Here is a 19116-nt window from a genome sequence, read left to right on the forward strand (position 1 = left end):
ATCAAGGATGCTGCCATCCTTTGAAAGGGGCTTGTAGTGTCAGTATGTAGGGCATGTGATTCGGCTGCCATACCAGTTATTCAGTTGTCTCACGTATCTTTTGCTTTTGAGGATACGACGCAAAAAAATAACTCCCTGCATGTGCGCCCCTATGCGTTACATGATGTAAGTCTTGACATCAATGAAGGAGACTTCGTAGGTATCATTGGTCCTTCTGGAGCAGGTAAAACTACCCTTACTTCGGTGCTGTCGGGTGCGATACCTCATCATTATAAAGGTGAGTTCAGAGGTGCTTGTTTGGTAGCGGGTATTGATACCTGCGAAGTCGAGCTTACAGATGTCTCTCAGATTGTTGGTAGCGTCTTGCAGGACATTGATGCACAGATGGTTTCTGCAAACGTAGAAGATGAGTTGCTTTATGGTCTTGAAAACTTTGGTGTTGATCATGAGCACATAATGCCGCGCGTATTTGAGGCGCTTGAAGCGGTAGGCATCTCCGATTTGCTTCATCGCGATATTGCGACTCTTTCTGGAGGACAGAAGCAAAAAGTTGCGATTGCCGCAATTTTGGCCTTGCAACCTCGTGTATTGGTTTTAGATGAGCCTACGGCAGCACTCGATCCGCTTTCGTCACGTCAGGTATTTGATACGCTTCGTCTACTCAATCAGACTCAAGGAATTACAGTGGTTGTGGTAGAGCAAAAAGTTGCTCTGCTTGCTGAGTATTGTCAGCGTATGCTCGTGCTTTCCGAAGGAGCTGTTGCCCTTGATGGCAGCCCCGCAGAAGTTTTGACGCACCGTCAAGAGCTCAAAGCCATCGGTGTTGATTCTCCACGCGTTACCCGTGTTTCAAACAAGCTGCATGCAAAGCAATTACTTGATAAAAGCTGTTCTTTTTTGACTACGGATACTGCATTTGCTGGTATCAAGAATTTAATTGCTGACAATAAAACTCCTCGCAGGGCTGATTTTGAGCCCAGAAGAAGCGAAGACGCGTTTATAGTGCAACACGAAGCTGGTTCCAAGACCCAGCAACAGGCAGTCTTGTCTTTTGACCGCGTAGCTTTTTCCTATGGACCTCATGCCGCTTCGGTGCAAGATATTGATTTTGAGGTGTATCCCGGTGAGCTGCTTGCCATTATTGGTCAAAATGGTGCAGGTAAAACTACCCTTACCAAACTCATGAATGGTCTTCTCAAGCCCTCTGAAGGCAGGGTGACCATCTGTGGTTTGGATACATCTGTAGCTCGTACAAGTCAGATTGCACGTCATGTCTCGACGCTTTTTCAAGATCCCGATCATCAGATTTGCAAAGAAACTGTCCTCGATGAAGTGGCTTTTTCCTTGGAATTACTAGGCGTTGATACACAAATAGCCCGCTCTCGAGCAGCACAAACGATTAAACAGTTTTCCTTACCAGCCGATGTTGCTCCGTTTTCGCTTTCACGTGGCCAGCGGCAGATTGTGGCTCTTGCCAGTGTAATCGTAGTGCGCCCACAGTTACTCATTTTAGATGAGCCTACCTGTGGTCTTGATTATCAAGAGTGTATGGTTGTCATGAGGGCGGTCAAAGAGGCGCGCAAGCAGGGCTGTGCCATTGTGATGGTGTGTCATGACATGGAAGTTGTCTATGACTTTGCAAGCCGCATTATGGTCATGTCTGATGGCTTTAGTCGTGCTGATGGCAATCCCGTTGAACTTTTTGAGAATTCTGAGCTCATGAAGCAGGCTTCTGTGGCACCGCCGCAGATTCTTGGTCTTTCTAGCAAGTTGGCAGCAGATGGCTACAGTGTCTATAAAAGTCTGTCTGAGGTGAGTGATATTGTGACTATTACGGAAGGTCTGGTGAGATAAATGGCAGGTCTTCTGAAGTACTCTGAGGGTACCACCCTGCTTCATCGTGCTAATCCTCTTTCCAAGGTTTTATTGGCACTCTGTATTTGTGTGGCTGTTTTTTTAGCGCCTCATCCCTTTATATTGATGGGCATCATTGGTGTAGAAGTCCTCATAGGCCTTTATGCGGGCATTGGCAAAGAGACTTTAAGCCTGCTTACGGGTCTTTTGGGTTTGGGCTTGGTAATGTGCTTGGTTCAGGTGCTTATTATTCGAGATGGCACGCCTATTTTTTTGTTTGTGACAGACCGAGGTCTTTCCACAGGTATATTAGTTGCTTTGCGCCTCGTAGCTTTTGCCATCCCCTTGGTACAAATGCTCACGTTGACTCGGCTTACTGATCTTGCAAATGCTGCAGTTGAAGTGTTGCACGTTCCTTATCGTTACGCTTTTACTATTACTACTGCTCTTCGTTTTGTGCCGATTTTTGCGGATGAGATGAACAAAATCGTTGAAGCTCAGACTGCCCGCGGTGCCTCTTTTGATGAGGGTAGCATTTTTAGACGCCTACGTCTGATGCTGCCGCTTGCAGCACCGTTGCTGATCTCTTCGGTTGCCAAAGCTGATGATACAGCGCTCGCAGCAGAGGAAAGAGGCTTTTATTTGCGCACGCGTTCCTCTTCCTATAAACGCTATCCTTTTGCTGCGGCTGATATTGTTGTTTTTGCCGCAGGTATGTTAATTGTGGCTGCTTCCATCATTTTATAAGGATTAATTTTTACCTTAGCCCAGCTAGGTATAGGCATGATGTCCCTTGGGCATGCTGGGTTTGTTACCATAGAAGCAGCAATCAAGGAGGAAACTTTGGGCGTGAGCTTCACAGATATGTCGAGAATCTGCGTTAAGGGCGGAGATGGTGGTGCTGGCTGCATGTCATTCCGTCGTGAGGCGCACGTACCTAAGGGCGGACCTGACGGAGGAGATGGCGGTCGTGGCGGCGATGTGGTGCTTGTCGCTGATCCCCATATTTCATCTTTGATTGATTATCGCTTTAAGCATCATTTTAAGGCGGAACGCGGTACTCATGGTCAGGGGTCACGTCGCCATGGTAAGGATGGTCATGATCTTGAGCTGCATGTACCGTTAGGAACGGTAGTACGAGAGCTTGATGCTGAGACTATGGAGCCATGTTTTGAGATTGCCGATCTTGTTGCTCCTGGGGAGCGTGTCATTGTAGGTCCTGGTGGTCACGGCGGTCGTGGCAATATTCATTTTGTGAGCTCTGTACGTCGAGCTCCTGCCTTTGCAGAAAAAGGTGTGCCTGCGCGAGAGCATTGGATTGAGCTTGAGATGAAACTTTTAGCTGATGCAGCCTTGGTTGGCATGCCATCAGTAGGCAAAAGCTCTCTTATCGCGCGCATCTCAGCTGCTCGCCCCAAAATCGCTGACTACCCCTTTACCACACTTGTACCTAATCTGGGGGTAGCTCGCGCACAAGACGGGTCATCTTTTGTCGTTGCGGATGTTCCTGGCCTTATTGAGGGCGCAGCTCTTGGCAGGGGGCTGGGTCATGAATTCCTTCGTCATATTGAACGAACAGCCTTATTGATTCATGTGGTTGATGCGACAGGTGGTTTTGAGGGACGCGACCCTGTTGAGGACTACAAGACCATTAATGCAGAGCTTAGCGTATATGCTGAGGAGTTCTCTGAACGTCCTCAGATTGTCGTTGCCAACAAATGTGACCTACCTGGCACCGAAGATGCTATCGCTCGCCTAAGGGCGGCAGCTACAGCCGATGGCAGACCTTTTTTTGCGGTGTCGGCAGCTACAGGTGAAGGTTTAAACTCCCTTGTTGCCGCCTGTGCAACACGTGTTGCAAGTCTTAGGGCTGCTATTAAGGCGGGGGAGTCTGCCGAAGAGCTAAATGCACGTCTTGAAGAACAACGTCGCCGCCGTGAAACGACCATCCACATCACGCGCGAAGAGCGCCATGTCTGGCGTATCACTGGGGACGCTATTGAGCGCATGATTGTGCAAACTGACTGGGAAAACGAAGAGGCTATTTCGTTTATGCAGCATCGCATGCAGCGTATTGGCTTGTTTGACCGTCTAGAAAAAGCGGGAGTTCAGGAAGGTGATGAGGTGCGCATCTTGGGTTTTGCCTTTGATTATGAGAGCGCCCGCAATGCTCAGTCTGTCTCAGAAGAAGAGTTCTTAGAGGACGTGTGTGATGAGGGTCTTGCCGATGTTTAATGCCATACCCGCAGGTGGAACTATTGTTGTCAAGCTTGGTTCCTCAACGCTTGTAGATAAAAATTTTCGAATTGACACCTCTTTTGTGCGTCAGCTTTGTGACCAAATAGCTGAGCTTGAACACCAAGGCTTCAACGTTATTCTTGTTTCCTCAGGCGCTGTTGCCGCAGGTCTTGATAAGCTGGGCTTTGAAAGACGTCCCAAAGATATAGCTTTGCTGCAAGCGTGTGCAGCTGCTGGGCAGGTTGCTCTTGTTGGGGCTTACGGTGAGGTTTTGGAAGAACATGGCATTGCCTGTGGTCAGGTGTTACTTACCCGACGAGATGTGATGGATAGAATAGGTTATCTCAACGCACGCACAACGCTGCGTAGCCTTATTGAGCTTGGGGCGGTGCCCGTTGTCAATGAAAACGATACGGTATCTGTTGCTGAATTTACCTTTGGTGACAATGATATGCTCGGTGCCATCGTAGCTACCTTAGTAGCAGCAGATTTGTACATCATTTTGTCTGATGTGAATGGACTATACACTGCCAATCCTTCGACACACCCTGAAGCTACGCTTATCCATCATGTGAGTCATATTGATGCTCACATCAGTGCAATGGCGTCAGGTTCGGGCAGCTCCATTGGAACGGGTGGCATGGCAACCAAACTTCGAGCTGCTCGTGCTGCGATGGCAGCGGGCATTCCCACGCTTGTGTGTCGAGGACGTATGTCACATATCTTGCTTGATGCAGTGTTGGGTAAGGAAATTGGTACGCGTTTTGAATCTGCTACGGCAAACCATGAGGATTCACGCAAACTATGGATTGGCCTTGCCGAACCTGCACGCGGACAAATTACTCTCGATGAGGGAGCCTGCAAAGCTGTACTCCAACAAGGTGGATCAATACTTCCTGTTGGCATTACCCAAAGTGAAGGACGCTATGCCGAAGGTGATGTCTTGAGTGTATTTGGTCCCGATGGCAGTCTTATCGGTCGTGGGGTGAGCCGTTATAGCAGTGAAGATATGATCCGCGTACAAGGTTTACGCCTTGAGATTATTGGACGTTTCTTGCCCGAGAAAGCATCTACTCCTGCAATTCACCGAGATGAATTGCTTGTTTTTTAGTAAGAAGGATAACGAGACTCAATGAGCGGAGAGGAGAACCCTCGAAATGCCTTTGCGAGAGCCTGATGACGGTAGTGGTGTCCTAAGTCCTGCGCATATCGCGAGTCAAAAGTTGCGTATACGCACGCCTGCCTGTGGTGACTTACCACTTTTGGGTACCGATCCAAAAAAGCGCTATCGTTTAGGTATTATGGGTGGGACTTTTGACCCCATTCATCATGGGCACCTTGTTTGTGCTGAGACCGCTTTTGATGCGCTCAATCTTGATGTCGTTGTTTTTATGCCTGCGGGTTCCCCCGCTTTTAAACAGCATGTTCATGTTTCTTCGGGTGAAGATCGCTATGCCATGACTCTGCTTGCCACCTCAGACAATCCACATTTTATGGCGAGTCGCTTTGAGGTAGACCGTGAAGGTGTGACGTATACAGCCGAAACTCTTCGTTTGCTGAGATCGATTTATCCAAATAATGTTGAGCTTTTCTTTATTACCGGAGCAGATGCTATTGCCGATATAGTGCGTTGGAAGGATGCAGGAAATATTGCAGATTTAGCTCATCTCGTAGGTGCTACTCGTCCAGGTTATGACTTGAGGCATGCACAAACTGCAATCGCAGAGTCTCCCTATGACTTCCAAGTAACTTATCTTGAAGTGCCGGCATTGGCAATTTCCTCAAGTTATCTGCGCAGGCGTGTTGAAGAAGGTCAGAGCCTACGTTATCTTACGCCGGATACTGTTACTGGCTATATTCACAAACATGAGCTTTATGGAGCACATTCGTTGAGTTATGGATCGGTGATGGCGCTGGAAAAAGCCCGTGTACATGATGGGGCTACAGAGGAAGTAACTGCATGAGTGGACTTCAAGTTTATCGCGACATCGATGAAGGTCTTGATGCTCATCAAAGCGCAGAGCTTGCAAAGCTACGTGCTGCTTTGCGTGAGCATATGGCTGTTGTTAAGCCTAAAAGATATGCTCATTCACTTTCTGTAGCGACTGAAGCAGGACGCTTGGCACATATCTATAGTGTTAGTCCCTATCTGGCACAAGCAGCCGGTATATTGCACGATTGGGATAAGACGCTCACCTTTGATGAGCAGTTGCAGCATGCTCAGGCTGCCAATATTGATATGGGTGTTGAGCTTTCCTTGGTGGGAAACCTTTTGCATGGCTTAACTGCCGCTCATGATTTACCTTCCAAATTTCCTGAACTTCCTTCTGAAGTATGGCAAGCTATTGCTCGTCATACCACAGGGGCTCAGGATATGACGCCTCTTGATATGGTGTTATTTATTGCTGATGGCATTGAGCCTTTGCGTCCTGCAAGTCCAGGAATTGAGCGTACACGCTCGCTTGTGGGAAAAGTTTCGCTTGATGAGCTCTATTGGGAGTCGTTTATTGGTGGTGTAGTCTACGTGTTGGAAGGTAGACGCTACCTTTATCCGGGTACTCTAGAGTTATACAACAGCTATGTCCTTAAGCACTAAGGAAGTCTTCAAGAAAGGTTGGCTACATGGCAGTTACACCCCTCGAACTCGTACACGTTGCCGCAATCGCTGCAGATGACAAAAAAGCTCAGGATATTGTCATTATCGATCTTGAAAATGAGACCGATATGTGTGATTACTTCTTGATTTGTACAGCCTCTAGCAAGGCACAAGCTGATGCCGTGCTTGAGGCAATTGAGGAAAAGGTAAAGAAGAATTGCCAGGAAGCACCCTTATCTGTTGAAGGCAAAGCAGGTTCTGGCTGGACTTTGATGGATTATGGTGCCGTAGTTATTCATGTTTTTAGACCTCAAGCGCGTGAGTATTTCCGTATTGAACGCCTTTGGGGAGATGCTCCACGTGTGAATTTTGGTTTAGAGGGTCAGGCAGAGCCAGATTCTTGTGACAAAAACAAATAAGCTGCAGGCTTATCGAGAGCGACCTTCTTCGTCGAGCTCGCCACGTAGACGCAAATCATGCCCATAGGCAATAACTGAATTTCCAAAACGTGATTTTAGTTCGTCAGTGGTAAGAGCAAGGCGACGTAGGTCACGTTTTTTCTTAGCAAGACGTTTGCTCTCTTCCACATCAGATTCCGTCTCAAAAAGACTGAGTTGTTGAGAGTTGCTTGCCTCAAAATTGCTTATACCCACGCCTACAAGACGTACAGGGCTCCCTTCATGCCAAATCTGCTCAAGAAGTTCGAGTGCTACCTGGGCAAATTCGTGTTCATCATCTGTGGGCCTGTCAAGTTGGCGCTGAATAGTATGGCTTTTATTGAAGTCAAACTTAAGCTTTAAGCTTAGTTCGCTACCTTTAAGCCCTTTTTTTCTCAGGCGTGTACCCGTGAGCGCGGCTACATGCAAAACTGCGGCATGGACATCTTTTTTATTGCATAGATCGTGGGCAAAGGTACGCTCAGAAGAAACTGACTTTGGCACTTCATGTACGGCCCGCTCCGCGACAATGCTTTGTTCTTTGCCTGCTGCGCGCTCTATGAGGCGAGGTCCATAACTCCCCATCATTCGTCTGAGTTGTTGTGGATCTGCTTGGGCAAGTTGTCCGAGAGTTTTTATATGTAGCGCTTGTAGTCTTGCTTCCGCTTTGCTTCCGATACCACTCATAGCGCGTACGGGCAAAGGTGCCAAAAAGAGAGCTTCTGTACCTGGAGGTACAACGGTGAGTCCACGGGGTTTTTCTCGCTCAGAAGCGATTTTGGCTATAGTTTTGTTAATGCCAAGTCCGATGGAGCAACTAATTCCAAGTTTTTCCACACGATTTTGAATTCGCCGACAAATAACAAGGGGATTTTCTGCAGCATAACGACCAGGTGTTATATCAAAAAAAGCCTCATCAATAGAAACTTGCTCTACCAAGGGTGTTTCATCAACAAGAATATTCATGACAGCTGCAGATAACTCGCGGTATCGCGAGAAATGACCTTCAGTCCAAATTGCTTGGGGGCAAAGACGTTCTGCCAGAACACTAGGCATAGCAGAATGTACGCCAAATTTGCGTGCCTCATAAGATGCGGTCGAAACGACACCACGACGCTTTGAAGACCCTCCAACAATAAGGGGCTTACCTCGCCATTCTGGGTGATCAAGCTGTTCGACCGAGGCAAAGAACGCATCCAGATCAAGCAAGCCGATTGCTCGTCCTGACCAAGGAATTACCGCTCTGTCATCCTTTACATTCTCCATGCTTATCATTATAGGTAAGTAGCAAGATGGCTCCTTTGTTCTAGATGCCTGTGCAATAAGCTGAAGTTATGCTTATTCAAAAATTCAAAAAAACATTGATAAATTTGTTCTTAGAGCTGCTTAAACGTTGCTTTTACATGGATTTTGTCTTTAAGATATAAAAACTATACCTTGCACCAAACGCTAAGAGTCGTATAGTAGGAGAGCATTTGTGTGGCAAAGCGGCACAACTACTACTACCACGGTGTCGCTCGTCTGAAGGAGTTTTCATTGGCAGTCAAGATTCGTTTGGCCCGTCACGGCGCCAAGAAGCGTCCCTATTATCGCGTTGTCGTCGCTGATGGTCGTATGCCTCGCGATGGTCGTTATATTGAGGAGGTTGGTCGCTATAATCCTTTGACCACTCCCAAGACCATTCAGCTTGACCTTGAGAAGATTGATGAGTGGGTTGCTAAGGGTGCTCAGCCCAGCTCTACCGTCTCTCATCTGATGGACATTGTGCGTACTGGTGCTCCCGCACCTGAGAAGAAGGCCAAGCTTTCTAAAAAGGCTCAGGCCAAGGTATCAGCAGCCCAGGACGAGGAGTAAGCCATGACCGGCGAATTCGCCGACGTCACTGAGGAGACCATCGACGTAGTCGAGGAGATTCAGGACGACGAGGAGCTCGCCTCGGACAAGGTTGCAGATCTCGTGGAGTATATCGTGTGCGGTTTGGTAGCTGATCAAGATAGTGTTTCTTTGGATGTTACCGACCGTGAGGGCAGCGCACTTATTGAGGTGAGCTGCGCCGAAGAGGACGCCGGCCGTATTATTGGTCGTCGTGGTCGCACGATTAAGGCCATTCGCACGCTTGCTCGTGCCCTTGGTTCACGTGTGGGTACTTCTGTCGAGGTAGAGGTTGTAGGTTAGGTGGCCATGGCGCGCAAACATTGGCGCTTGGTCGCAGGTATAACAAAGACACATGGCAAAGGTGGGGAGGTCGTAGCGACTCCGGTCGCGGGGCTTCCCCCCTTGTTATACGCTGGTATGCATGTGGCTTGTGTTCCACCTGTGCTCAAGCGAGATAGGTTCCATCGGATACATCATGTGACCAACGCAGGTTCAGGTCAACTGATTTCCTTATCTGATGTCACAAGTATTTCTGATGCCCAAGCCCTGGTAGGTCATTGTCTTTTAGCTCTTGTAGAAGAGCTGCCTGATGATTTAGGTCCTACTTTGGATGAACTGTTGGGTCGTCATGTGGCTGACCGCAGGTATGGTGAACTAGGACATATCTCTGAGATTATGGTAGGTCCTGCCAATGATGTTTGGGTGGTGCGTCAAGGCAACAAAGAAGTATTGATTCCTGCCATTGATGAGTTCATTGACGCGTTGCCTGCTCAAGGCGTTATTCATGTTCATTTGCCTGATGGACTTGTTTAGGGAGGAGAGGCTGTGCATATTGAAACACTTTCCGTCTTTCCCGAAGTCTTTGAGCCTTATATGAGCACCTCTATCATGGGTCGTGCGCAGGATAAAGGAATTTTGAGCTTTCAAGCGTATAATCTGCGTGATTGGACACATGATAGGCATCACACGGTGGATGATGCACCTTTTGGTGGTGGTCAGGGCATGCTTATGAAGCCTCAACCCATCTTTGATGCTGTGCGCAATCTAAAATCCCGTAGTTTATCTTTGCCCTATGTGGTTTTCTTTTCACCTTGTGGAAGGCGTTTTGATGAGTCTTGCGCACAACGTCTTGCCAAAAAAGAGCAGCTATTGTTTGTTTGTGGTCGTTATGAGGGTATGGACGAACGCTGTTACGAACTGGCAGATGAGATTATCTCCCTTGGTGATTACGTACTTACAGGTGGGGAGCTTGCGGCTATGGTTGTAAGTGATGCCGTCGTGCGTTTATTGCCAGGCGCTTTAGGTGATGAGAATAGTGCGAAGGACGAGTCTTTCTCGGATGGTTTGTTGGAATATGCCCAATATACTCGGCCCGCAGATTTTGAAGGTAGGAAAGTCCCTGAAGTTTTGCTCTCAGGCAATCATGCAGAAATTGCAAAATGGCGGGCTCAAAGTGCGTTGGAACGTACCCAAAAGTGGCGTCCCGATTTGCTAGAAAATGTTTCTTTGGCGCTTCAGGAGGGGAGAGCGTAGTATGGAAAAACGTGGTATTCCCAATTGGCTGCAATGGGTGTTGGTCTTTGTTATTGCTATTTGCGCCAGTTTGCTGATACGCCGTTATGTGGTTGAGTTTTATGAAGTACCGTCAGGCTCGATGCTTCAAACAATCCAGCAAGGGGATCACCTGATAGGTTCGAAAGTGAGTCTATGGTCAAATGATCCTCAGGTGGGTCAAATCGTAACCTTCAACGATATTAAAGGTACAGGCGATACGCTTATTAAACGCATTATTGCAGGTCCCGGTCAAACTGTTGACATCAAGGATAACGCAGTTTGGGTTGATGGTAAAAAGCTTGATGAACCCTATACCTCGGGTACGCCTACCCTGCCTTTACGCGATACCTGGGTTGCAGGTGGAATTACATATCCCCTTACCATTCCTGAAGGACAGGTTTGGGTTATGGGGGACAATCGTACCGATTCTCTTGACTCGCGTTACTTTGGACCCATCCCTCTGAGTTCCATCACTTCTGAGGCGATATGGATTTATTGGCCGCCTAACCGCTGGGGTGCCTTAAAGTAGACACGCAGTTTTTATGAGTTGCAACTGATGCGACGAGAAAATCAAGGTATGGTTTTGCCGTACAAAAAAGTTAACGAGAGGAAAGCAGGACTATGAGTACTACTCCACTAAGCTTCCAAGATATGATCTTGGCCCTTGAGCATTACTGGGCAGATCAAGGTTGCACGGTTATGCAACCTTACGATAGCGAAGTCGGTGCTGGTACCTTTCATACCGCTACTTTGCTACGTAGCCTGGGACCCGCTGCTTGGCGCACCTGCTATCCACAGCCTTGCCGTCGCCCTGCTGATGGACGTTATGGGGAAAATCCCAATCGTATGCAACATTACTATCAATTCCAGGTAGTGCTCAAGCCCAGCCCTGTTGATTCTCAGGAGCTGTATTTGGGATCGCTTACAGCAATTGGCCTTGACCCTGCCGAGCATGACGTCCGTTTTGTTGAGGATGACTGGGAAAGTCCTACGCTGGGTGCTTGGGGCTTGGGTTGGGAAGTCTGGATGGATGGTATGGAGGTTACTCAATTTACCTACTTCCAACAGGTGGGTGGCATTGAAGTTGACCCTGTTCCCGTTGAGATTACCTATGGTCTTGAGCGTATTGCTATGTATGCTCAACAGGTTAATTCGGTTTATGACTTGGTATGGAGTTGGCTACCTGATGGCACCGCCATCAAATACGGTGATGTTTTCCTCGAAAACGAGCGTGAGTTTTCGGTATATAACTTTGAACTTGCCAATGTTCCCATGATGCGACAGAAATTTGATGATTACGAGAGGGAATGCCACGCCTGTCTTGATCGCAAGTTACCGCTCCCTGGCTATGACTGCGTTATGAAGTGCAGCCATGCCTTTAATCTACTTGACTCTCGTGGGGCACTGTCTGCTGTTGAGCGTGCAAACTATATTCTTCGTGTGCGTACACTTGCCAAAGCCTGCTGCGAGTCATATTTGGCAGAGGTCGCGAGCAAGTCTGATGCAGAAAAGAAGGAGGTGGCCTAAATGGCTCATAAGAAGGATTTTCTTCTCGAAATTGGTACTGAGGAAATGCCGTCCGCACCTCTTTCTAACGCCGTTGTTCAACTAGGAAAACTCGTGGACGAAGGCCTTGATGAGCTTGGGCTGTCTCACGGTGAGGTGCGTATTATCTCGACCCCGCGTCGACTAGCTGCTCTCGTGGCAGACGTTGCTTGTGCTACCGAGGAGCGCAATGAGTCTCATCGTGGACCTGCTGCACGTATTGCCTTTGATGCTGAGGGCAATCCTACCAAAGCAGCTCTTGGATTTGCTCGTAAACAAGGGGTGAGCCCGGATCAGCTGCAAAGGCGTGTAGATGCTGATGGCAACGAGTATGTCTTTGCTGAGATTCACGAAGAATCCCATCTGGCAGAACCTCTGCTGACCCAACTTTGTGAGTATGTCATCTCGCATCTTGAATGGCCTAACTACCGTAGTCAGCGTTGGGGTTCTGAGCACGTGAGCTTTGTGCGCCCAGTTCGTTGGATTTGCGCTCTTTTGGGGAGTGAAATTATAGAGCTCACGTATGGTGACGTGACAAGCAGCAATACTACCCGTGGTCATCGCGTGTTAGGTGCGGGCGAGCACGTAGTCGCCGAGCCCAAGCTTTACGAAGATGTTTTGCGCTCTGTTTGTGTACTCGGTGAAGAAGAGCGTGCAGCGGTTATTCGTAAGGGCATAGCTCAAATTGAAGCTGAGCGTGGTGGTGCACATGTTGATACGCCTCGTGCTACGTTCCAAGAGGTTGTCAATCTTTGTGAGTGGCCCTCGGTTATTGTGGGTAAGTTTGATGAGGAGTTTCTTGCTGTTCCTCATGAGATTATCTGTGAATCCATGCTTTCCAATCAACGTTATTTCCCTATTTATGACAAGAATGCCAAACTTACCTGCGAGTTTGTTGTTGTGAGTAATGCTGACCCTCTCTGTGCCGCAACGGTTATCGATGGTAATGAGCGTGTGGTGAGGGCTCGTCTTGACGATGCAAAGTTCTTCTACGATGAAGACCTTAAGGTTCCGATGGATGAATTTGTTGAGCGCTTGAGCCAAGTTGTCTTCCAAGAAAAGCTGGGTACCATGCGTCAAAAGGTTGAGCGTATGGAAACCCTTGCTTTGGCAGCTGCACATCAGTTGGATGCTGACGAAGAATTAGTGCAGAAGGTACAACGCACTGCACATCTAGCCAAGGCAGATCTTGTGAGTCAGGCAGTTATTGAGTTTACGAGTCAGCAAGGTGTTATGGGCGGTTACTACGCTGAGGCAGCGGGGGAGTCTGTTGATATTGCTGATGCAATTCGCGAACACTATCATCCACGTTTTGCAGGTGACCAGCTGCCTTCTGGTGTTGTGGGGCAGCTTGTAGCTTTGGCTGACAAGATTGATACCACTTGTGGCATGTTTGCCATTGACGAGCCGCCCACAGGCTCTGCAGACCCCTTTGCCGTACGCCGTGCAGCAATTGGCGTGATTGCTATTCTCAAGGTTTTGCCCAAGCTTGAGCTTCGTAAACTCATTCATTGTGCGCTCTCTAGCCTTGCTGCACAGGGCATTTGCTTTGATATAACTAAAGTTGAGGCAGATGTTGCCAAGTTTTTTGCAGGTCGTCTTGCTGCTATGGCCAAAAAAGATGGCATTGCTCCAGACACCATTGATGCTGTTTCTGCGGTAGGCGTCATTGACCCTGCAGAATTCTTTGCTCGCGCTCATGCTCTTGATGAGGCGCGTTCAAGCCAGCCTGAACTTTTTGATGATTTGGCGGTGGCATACGCCCGTGCCGCGCACCTTGCTGACAAGAAGTTGGGTATTGAGGTTGACGAAACTTTACTCAGTGAATCTGAATTGAGCTTGCTCCAAGCTTGTTGTGAAGGTGAACAGAATGTGGAGAAAGCATTGGCTTCAGGTGACTATGAGGGGGCTTGTCGCTCTCTCGCGGCATTAAGAGAGCCCATCGACCGATTCTTTAGTGACGTACTTGTCATGGACGAGCACACTAAGTTAAGGGAGAACAGGCTTCGGCTGTTAAACCGCTTTGCAAATGTCTTTGCAGATGTGGCGGATATCGGAGCACTTTCCCGCAAACGCTAGGTATGCACGCCTTGTCATGTGTATAAAGTCGGACACAAAGGTCCGGTTTGAGAGGAAGGAACGCATTCATGCCTGAGGACTTCATCGGTGAGGAGATTGGGGAAGAGTCCCTTCCCATCGTATTCGTTCTCTCTGACGCTCGCGGCAAGACTGCGGTTGGCGTCGTAGAGGCTGCGGCTGACCAGTTTGAGGATGGTGCGATTGTCGTTAAACAGCTGGGTAATGTAAACAATGTTGAGATGGTTTGTGACTACCTTGACAAGAATCGCGAAGAGGATACACCTACGGCTGTTTTCCACACGATCGCTGATAAGAATCTTCGCCGTGATATTAGGCGCGAGCTAGACAGTAGGGGTATTCCTTCTGTTGACTTGCTCGGTCCTGCCATTACGGTTATTGCTAGCCTTACGGGTTCTGAGCCCGCAAGTATCAGTGGTCATCGTGCAGAAACTTCTGTACAAGAGCTCGCGTAAGCTGCTCATATTGTGAAAAATTGAGTTAGACAGCAGGCCAATATTTCCTCGTAGTGTGGAAATGATGGTCTGCATGTCTGGCTTTATTAATTTGAATTCAGCTTAACTGCTGGATTGCGCTATCATGCTGCTGTTGGTACAGGGGTGGCTTTGGCTACCCAAAGTAACGAATCAAGGAGTGCGTATGGCTGAAAAGCACGTTTACCGGTTCGGTTTTGACGAAAACGGTAAGAATGTGACTGAGGTCGCAGGCGAGACCGTTAACAAGGCAAAATGGATTACAGGTGGCAAGGGTGCAAACCTTGCCGAGATGGCCAATATCGGTCTTCCTGTTCCTCCAGGATTTTCTATTACCTGCCAGACTTGTGTTGAGTATTCTGGCGCTGGCAATGTTTGGCCTGAAGGTGTACTCGACGAGATTGATGAGTACCGCAAGGATCTCGAGAAGCGTATGGGCAAAAAGCTCGGTGACGCAGAGGATCCTCTGTTGGTATCTGTTCGCTCCGGTGCTCCTTTCTCCATGCCTGGCATGATGGATACGGTCCTGAACCTTGGTCTGAATGATGACTCTGTTCAGGGTCTTATCAAGCAGACTGACAATCCCCGTTTTGCTTACGACTCCTACCGCCGTTTTGTTCAAATGTTCTCTGATGTAGTTATGGGTGTTTCTGGTCAGCTTTTCGAGGATGCCATCAACGCCAAGAAGGCCGAGAAGGGCGTTAAGCTTGATACTGAGCTCGATGCTGATGACCTTAAAGATCTTGTTGCTACGTTCAAGCAGATTTTTGCTGATAACGTTGATGTCGAGAAGTATCCTGAGGTTGAACTTGACGGCAAGGCTGTCTTCCCCCACGATCCCATCCTGCAGCTCCGTCTTGCCGAGCAGGCAGTCTTTGGTTCTTGGAATACCGAGCGCGCCATCCTTTACCGTAAGCAGAACAAGATTCCTGATGAGCTTGGTACTGCTGTCAACGTGCAGGTAATGGCCTTTGGTAACAAGGGCAACACCTCTGCTACTGGCGTTGCATTTACCCGCAATCCTGCTGATGGTACCAATGAGCGTTACGGTGACTTCCTCGTCAATGCTCAGGGCGAGGATGTTGTTGCTGGTATTCGCAACACTGAGCCCATTGCTGACCTTCCTCATGTCCCCGGTCTTGAGGAGGCAGGTAAGGAGCTCTTCCGCGTCTTTGAGATTCTTGAGGACCACTACGCTGACATGATGGACCTCGAGTTCACCATTGAGCAGGGCAAGCTTTGGATGCTGCAGACTCGTGTTGGCAAGCGTACCGCTTTGTCTGCACTTCGTGTCGCTATCCAGATGGTTGAAGAGGGTCGTATCGACAAGAAGACCGCTGTGTCTCGCGTTGCTCCCGATCAGCTTGATCAGCTGCTCCATCCTCAGTTTGACTCCAAGGCAAAATATGATGTCGTAGCTAAGGGTATGAATGCTTCTCCTGGTGCAGCTGTGGGTGCTGTCGTCTTCTCCTCTGCTGACGCTGTTGCTTATCAAGAGGCTGGCAAGCCCTGTGTTCTCGTTCGCTGGGAGACCACTCCCGATGACCTTGCTGGCATGGTTGCTGCCGAGGGTATCTTGACCTCTCATGGTGGCAAGACCTCTCACGCAGCAGTTATTGCTCGTGGTATGGGTGCACCCTGCGTATGCGGTTGCGAGTCTCTCCATATTGATGTCGCCAAGAAGGAAGCTAGCATTGCTGGTACCGACATTGTTTTGAAGGAAGGCGACATCATCTCCATCGATGGCTCTACGGGTAACATCATCCTTGGTGCCGTGGATTTGGTTCGTCCCGAGCTCGCTGGTGACCTCGGTACCATTCTTGAGTGGGCTGACGAGATTTCTAACGATGAGTCTCTTGGTCGCGTTTTCCAGGTTCGCGCCAATGCTGACAACCCTGCTGACGCAAAGCTCTCCCGTGAGTTTGGTGCAACTGGTATTGGTCTTGACCGTACTGAGCACATGTTCTTGGGTGATCGCAAGCAGCTTATCCAGTCCTTTATTCTTGCTGAGGATCAGGCAACCAAGGACGAGGCTATTGCCAAGCTGTATGAGGCTCAGATTGGTGACTTCTACGAGATGTTCAAGGCCATGGATGGTCTACCTGTCATCGTGCGTCTACTTGATCCTCCTCTGCATGAGTTCTTGGAGTCCCCGCGTGCACTTGAGGTTTCTCTCGCACGCGCCGAGGCAAAGGGTGAGGATATCAGCGAGGGCAAGGCTCTCCTCAAGAAGCTCGACAGCTATCAGGAAGCCAACCCCATGCTTGGTTTGCGTGGTTGCCGTTTGGGCATCGTCTATCCTGAGCTCAATGATATGCAGACCCGTGCCATCGCTACCGCTATGGCTCAGCTCAAGAAGGAGGGTCTCGATCCTCAGCCTGAGATCATGATTCCTCTTGTCTCTCTTGAGACCGAGATTGAGCAGGTTCGCGCTCAGGTCGAAGCTCAGATCAAGGCTGTGTGCGAGGCAGAGGGTGTCGAGCTCTCCATCCCCATTGGCACCATGATTGAGATTCCTCGCGCTGCTGTCATCGCTGATGAAATTGCAAAGCATGCCGATTTCTTCTCCTTCGGTACCAATGACCTCACTCAGATGGGCTTTGGCTTCTCTCGTGATGACGTTGAGTCTGCGTTTGTTCCTCAGTATCTTGACCGTAAGATTCTCAAGGCTAACCCCTTCGAGACTCTCGATCCTGGCATCGCTAAGCTCGTTAAGCTTGGTGTTGAGGGTGGTCATGAGGGCAATCCTGGCATTGTTTGTGGTGTCTGCGGCGAGACCGGTGGTGACCCCGAGTCTATTCACATGTACTACAAGCTCGGCCTCGACTATGTGTCCTGCTCGCCTTATCGTGTGCCTATTGCACGCCTTGCAGCAGCACAGGCCAAGCTCGACTAGTTTGATTTTTGCATCAAGCTGATTTTGAGAGGAGCCTCTCGGGGCTCCTCTTTTTGTGAAATTGCACGTAACTTATGTGATACGGTCGACAAAACCCTTATTAGTACTTGTAAGGGACTTGATAAACGCTTAGAATGACCGACGGTGTGTAAACATGCCATGTGCCGTGCTTGAGTTGGCGGCACCTCTGGACGAGAGATGAGGAAGTTTCATGGACTACATCAAGGCGATTGAGCGTCAGCAGATTCGTGAGGATATCCCCACAGTCATCGTTGGCGATAACGTCAAGGTATACTACCGCATTAAGGAAGGCGAGCGCGAGCGTCTGCAGGTCTTCCAGGGTGATGTTATCCGCATTAGTGGCGAAGGTGCTCGCGAGACCTTTACGGTTCGTAAACTGAGCTTTGGCATTGGTGTTGAACGTACATTCCCCATGCATTCTCCCAAGATTGCAAAGCTCGAAGTTGTTCGTCATGGTCAGGTGCACCGTGCAAAGCTGTACTACCTCCGCGATCGCGTGGGCAAGGCTGCTCGTCTTCGCGAGAAGCGTATTTAGTTTTAGTGCAACAAAAAGAGTGTTTAAGCCGTCCCTTGGGGCGGCTTTTTTATGGTACAGACTCGCTGTGTGCTACATTTTATTTGGACAAAACAAGGGAGGATGTTTGTGGAGCATGCTGCGACAGCACGGGAGATTGCAGGGCTTTTTAAAACTGCCTCTCATGATGAACTAGACAACTTGATTTCTCGCTACGCAGAAGATCCGCGGGCGCAGGTGCAGCAGGCGCTAAAAAGTGCACGTAAACGTCAGGAACATTTCTTGCAGGAGCGTAGTCGTGTGCACGAGATGTATCTCTTGCAGAAAGAACTTGGTGGTTCAGGCATCATTGTAGGTGTAGATGAGGTGGGTAGAGGTGCAATAGCAGGGCCTTTGACAGTTGCCGCGGTGGTATTGCCAGATGAGCCAGAGATTTTGGGTGTCAATGACTCCAAACAATTAAGTCCCCAGCAGAGAAGCGAGCTTGCTTTACGAATTCAGACCATAGCAGTTTCTATAGGTATTTCTCATATACCTGCTGAGCTAATCGATAAGCAGGGTATGGCAGCTTCGCTTAGACAAGCAATGAGCGAAGCTATTGTTGATACAGGGATCAAACCAGACTCTGTTTTGATTGATGGAAATCCCGTTCATGCTCATCCCAAGGAACGAACAATCGTTAAAGGTGATGCAAAGATTGCCGCAATTGCTGCAGCTTCGATTGTTGCCAAAGTGACACGAGATCAACTGATGGTCGAGTATGGCAAAAGTTATCCTGAATACCACTTTGCTTCTTGTAAAGGCTATGGTTCTGCAGAACATATTGCAGCAATTAAGCAATTTGGACTCACACCTCTCCATCGTGTAAGTTTTTGCAGCAACTTTGTGGAAATGCCATCGCTTTTTTAAGAATATTTTTGTGCCAATCTTTTGTGATTCTTGTCAGTTGAACTATTGCTGCTGGACAGCCTTGTTATGCAGCTGCGATTGCAAGACTGCTTGTAGCTGAAGGTCAG

The 19116-nt window shown here is 48.8% G+C and carries 19 protein-coding genes; 18 read left to right on the top strand and 1 reads right to left on the bottom strand.

Annotated elements, in window-relative coordinates; genetic code table 11:
* Nucleotides 1-36: 36 nt before the first annotated feature.
* The 7 genes from Q0X25_RS00525 (at nt 37) to rsfS (ending at nt 7107) form a co-directional block, all read left to right on the top strand.
* A complete protein-coding gene (locus Q0X25_RS00525; protein WP_298578303.1) occupies nt 37-1854 on the top strand; it encodes an ABC transporter ATP-binding protein in 1818 nt (605 codons plus the stop codon).
* Nucleotides 1855-2601, top strand: coding sequence for an energy-coupling factor transporter transmembrane protein EcfT (locus tag Q0X25_RS00530; RefSeq protein ID WP_298578305.1), 747 nt, complete (start codon nt 1855-1857; stop codon nt 2599-2601).
* A gap of 117 nt (nt 2602-2718) precedes the next feature.
* Nucleotides 2719-4089 (top strand): GTPase ObgE, encoded by a 1371-nt coding sequence (obgE, locus tag Q0X25_RS00535; protein WP_298578374.1) that lies wholly within the window; start codon nt 2719-2721, stop codon nt 4087-4089.
* A complete protein-coding gene (gene proB, locus Q0X25_RS00540) occupies nt 4082-5203 on the top strand; it encodes a glutamate 5-kinase (RefSeq protein ID WP_298578307.1) in 1122 nt (373 codons plus the stop codon). Before obgE ends, proB begins: the two co-directional genes overlap by 8 nt.
* 46 nt (nt 5204-5249) lie before the next feature.
* Nucleotides 5250-6056, top strand: a complete 807-nt coding sequence (gene nadD, locus Q0X25_RS00545) for a nicotinate-nucleotide adenylyltransferase (RefSeq protein ID WP_298578309.1) — start codon at nt 5250-5252, stop codon at nt 6054-6056.
* Nucleotides 6053-6688, top strand: coding sequence for a bis(5'-nucleosyl)-tetraphosphatase (symmetrical) YqeK (yqeK, locus tag Q0X25_RS00550; protein WP_298578312.1), 636 nt, complete (start codon nt 6053-6055; stop codon nt 6686-6688). Before nadD ends, yqeK begins: the two co-directional genes overlap by 4 nt.
* A gap of 26 nt (nt 6689-6714) precedes the next feature.
* On the top strand, nt 6715-7107 hold the full coding sequence (gene rsfS, locus Q0X25_RS00555) for a ribosome silencing factor (protein ID WP_298578314.1): 393 nt from the start codon (nt 6715-6717) through the stop codon (nt 7105-7107).
* Nucleotides 7108-7116: 9 nt separating this feature from the next.
* On the opposite strand, the gene dinB is transcribed toward rsfS, so the two are convergent.
* A complete protein-coding gene (gene dinB / locus Q0X25_RS00560) occupies nt 7117-8391 on the bottom strand; it encodes a DNA polymerase IV (RefSeq protein WP_298578316.1) in 1275 nt (424 codons plus the stop codon).
* Nucleotides 8392-8661: 270 nt separating this feature from the next.
* Between dinB and rpsP the strand changes: the two genes are divergently transcribed.
* The 11 genes from rpsP (at nt 8662) to Q0X25_RS00615 (ending at nt 19009) form a co-directional block, all read left to right on the top strand.
* Nucleotides 8662-8979, top strand: coding sequence for a 30S ribosomal protein S16 (gene rpsP, locus Q0X25_RS00565; protein WP_298578376.1), 318 nt, complete (start codon nt 8662-8664; stop codon nt 8977-8979).
* Between the two features lie 3 nt (nt 8980-8982).
* Nucleotides 8983-9300: a KH domain-containing protein gene (locus tag Q0X25_RS00570; protein WP_298578318.1), complete on the top strand. Its 318-nt coding sequence runs from the start codon at nt 8983-8985 to the stop codon at nt 9298-9300.
* Between the two features lie 177 nt (nt 9301-9477).
* The gene (locus tag Q0X25_RS00575; protein WP_298578320.1) at nt 9478-9813 is read left to right on the top strand and encodes a ribosome maturation factor RimM; all 336 of its coding nucleotides are present in this window, start codon (nt 9478-9480) and stop codon (nt 9811-9813) included.
* Between the two features lie 12 nt (nt 9814-9825).
* Nucleotides 9826-10533: a tRNA (guanosine(37)-N1)-methyltransferase TrmD gene (trmD, locus tag Q0X25_RS00580; RefSeq protein ID WP_298578322.1), complete on the top strand. Its 708-nt coding sequence runs from the start codon at nt 9826-9828 to the stop codon at nt 10531-10533.
* 1 nt (nt 10534) lies between these two features.
* Nucleotides 10535-11083, top strand: a complete 549-nt coding sequence (lepB, locus tag Q0X25_RS00585; protein WP_298578324.1) for a signal peptidase I — start codon at nt 10535-10537, stop codon at nt 11081-11083.
* Between the two features lie 92 nt (nt 11084-11175).
* Complete coding sequence (locus Q0X25_RS00590; RefSeq protein WP_298578326.1) at nt 11176-12081, top strand: glycine--tRNA ligase subunit alpha; 906 nt, start codon at nt 11176-11178, stop codon at nt 12079-12081.
* Entirely contained in the window at nt 12082-14178 is a 2097-nt protein-coding gene (glyS, locus tag Q0X25_RS00595) for a glycine--tRNA ligase subunit beta (protein WP_298578329.1), read from the top strand. It abuts the gene before it with no gap.
* Between the two features lie 68 nt (nt 14179-14246).
* A complete protein-coding gene (locus Q0X25_RS00600; protein ID WP_298578331.1) occupies nt 14247-14651 on the top strand; it encodes a kinase/pyrophosphorylase in 405 nt (134 codons plus the stop codon).
* Between the two features lie 184 nt (nt 14652-14835).
* A complete protein-coding gene (gene ppdK / locus Q0X25_RS00605; RefSeq protein WP_298578334.1) occupies nt 14836-17565 on the top strand; it encodes a pyruvate, phosphate dikinase in 2730 nt (909 codons plus the stop codon).
* Between the two features lie 211 nt (nt 17566-17776).
* Nucleotides 17777-18121, top strand: coding sequence for a 50S ribosomal protein L19 (rplS, locus tag Q0X25_RS00610; RefSeq protein WP_298578336.1), 345 nt, complete (start codon nt 17777-17779; stop codon nt 18119-18121).
* Between the two features lie 102 nt (nt 18122-18223).
* Nucleotides 18224-19009 carry a ribonuclease HII gene (locus Q0X25_RS00615; RefSeq protein WP_298578338.1) on the top strand — a complete coding sequence of 262 codons (786 nt, stop codon included), beginning with the start codon at nt 18224-18226 and terminating at the stop codon, nt 19007-19009.
* Nucleotides 19010-19116: the final 107 nt, after the last annotated feature.

It is taken from the genome of uncultured Olegusella sp. (assembly GCF_947253395.1).
Classification (GTDB): domain Bacteria; phylum Actinomycetota; class Coriobacteriia; order Coriobacteriales; family Atopobiaceae; genus Olegusella.

Bases quoted from the DNA above. Each gene is read 5' to 3' on its own strand.
- Q0X25_RS00530 (WP_298578305.1), top strand. From the start codon at position 1,855: ATGGCAGGTCTTCTGAAGTACTCTGAGGGTACCACCCTGCTTCATCGT.
- obgE (WP_298578374.1), top strand. From the start codon at position 2,719: ATGTCGAGAATCTGCGTTAAGGGCGGAGATGGTGGTGCTGGCTGCATG.
- proB (WP_298578307.1), top strand. From the start codon at position 4,082: ATGTTTAATGCCATACCCGCAGGTGGAACTATTGTTGTCAAGCTTGGT.
- nadD (WP_298578309.1), top strand. From the start codon at position 5,250: ATGCCTTTGCGAGAGCCTGATGACGGTAGTGGTGTCCTAAGTCCTGCG.
- yqeK (WP_298578312.1), top strand. From the start codon at position 6,053: ATGAGTGGACTTCAAGTTTATCGCGACATCGATGAAGGTCTTGATGCT.
- rsfS (WP_298578314.1), top strand. From the start codon at position 6,715: ATGGCAGTTACACCCCTCGAACTCGTACACGTTGCCGCAATCGCTGCA.
- dinB (WP_298578316.1), bottom strand. From the start codon at position 8,391: ATGGAGAATGTAAAGGATGACAGAGCGGTAATTCCTTGGTCAGGACGA.
- Q0X25_RS00570 (WP_298578318.1), top strand. From the start codon at position 8,983: ATGACCGGCGAATTCGCCGACGTCACTGAGGAGACCATCGACGTAGTC.
- lepB (WP_298578324.1), top strand. From the start codon at position 10,535: ATGGAAAAACGTGGTATTCCCAATTGGCTGCAATGGGTGTTGGTCTTT.
- Q0X25_RS00590 (WP_298578326.1), top strand. From the start codon at position 11,176: ATGAGTACTACTCCACTAAGCTTCCAAGATATGATCTTGGCCCTTGAG.
- glyS (WP_298578329.1), top strand. From the start codon at position 12,082: ATGGCTCATAAGAAGGATTTTCTTCTCGAAATTGGTACTGAGGAAATG.
- Q0X25_RS00600 (WP_298578331.1), top strand. From the start codon at position 14,247: ATGCCTGAGGACTTCATCGGTGAGGAGATTGGGGAAGAGTCCCTTCCC.
- ppdK (WP_298578334.1), top strand. From the start codon at position 14,836: ATGGCTGAAAAGCACGTTTACCGGTTCGGTTTTGACGAAAACGGTAAG.
- rplS (WP_298578336.1), top strand. From the start codon at position 17,777: ATGGACTACATCAAGGCGATTGAGCGTCAGCAGATTCGTGAGGATATC.
- Q0X25_RS00615 (WP_298578338.1), top strand. From the start codon at position 18,224: ATGTTTGTGGAGCATGCTGCGACAGCACGGGAGATTGCAGGGCTTTTT.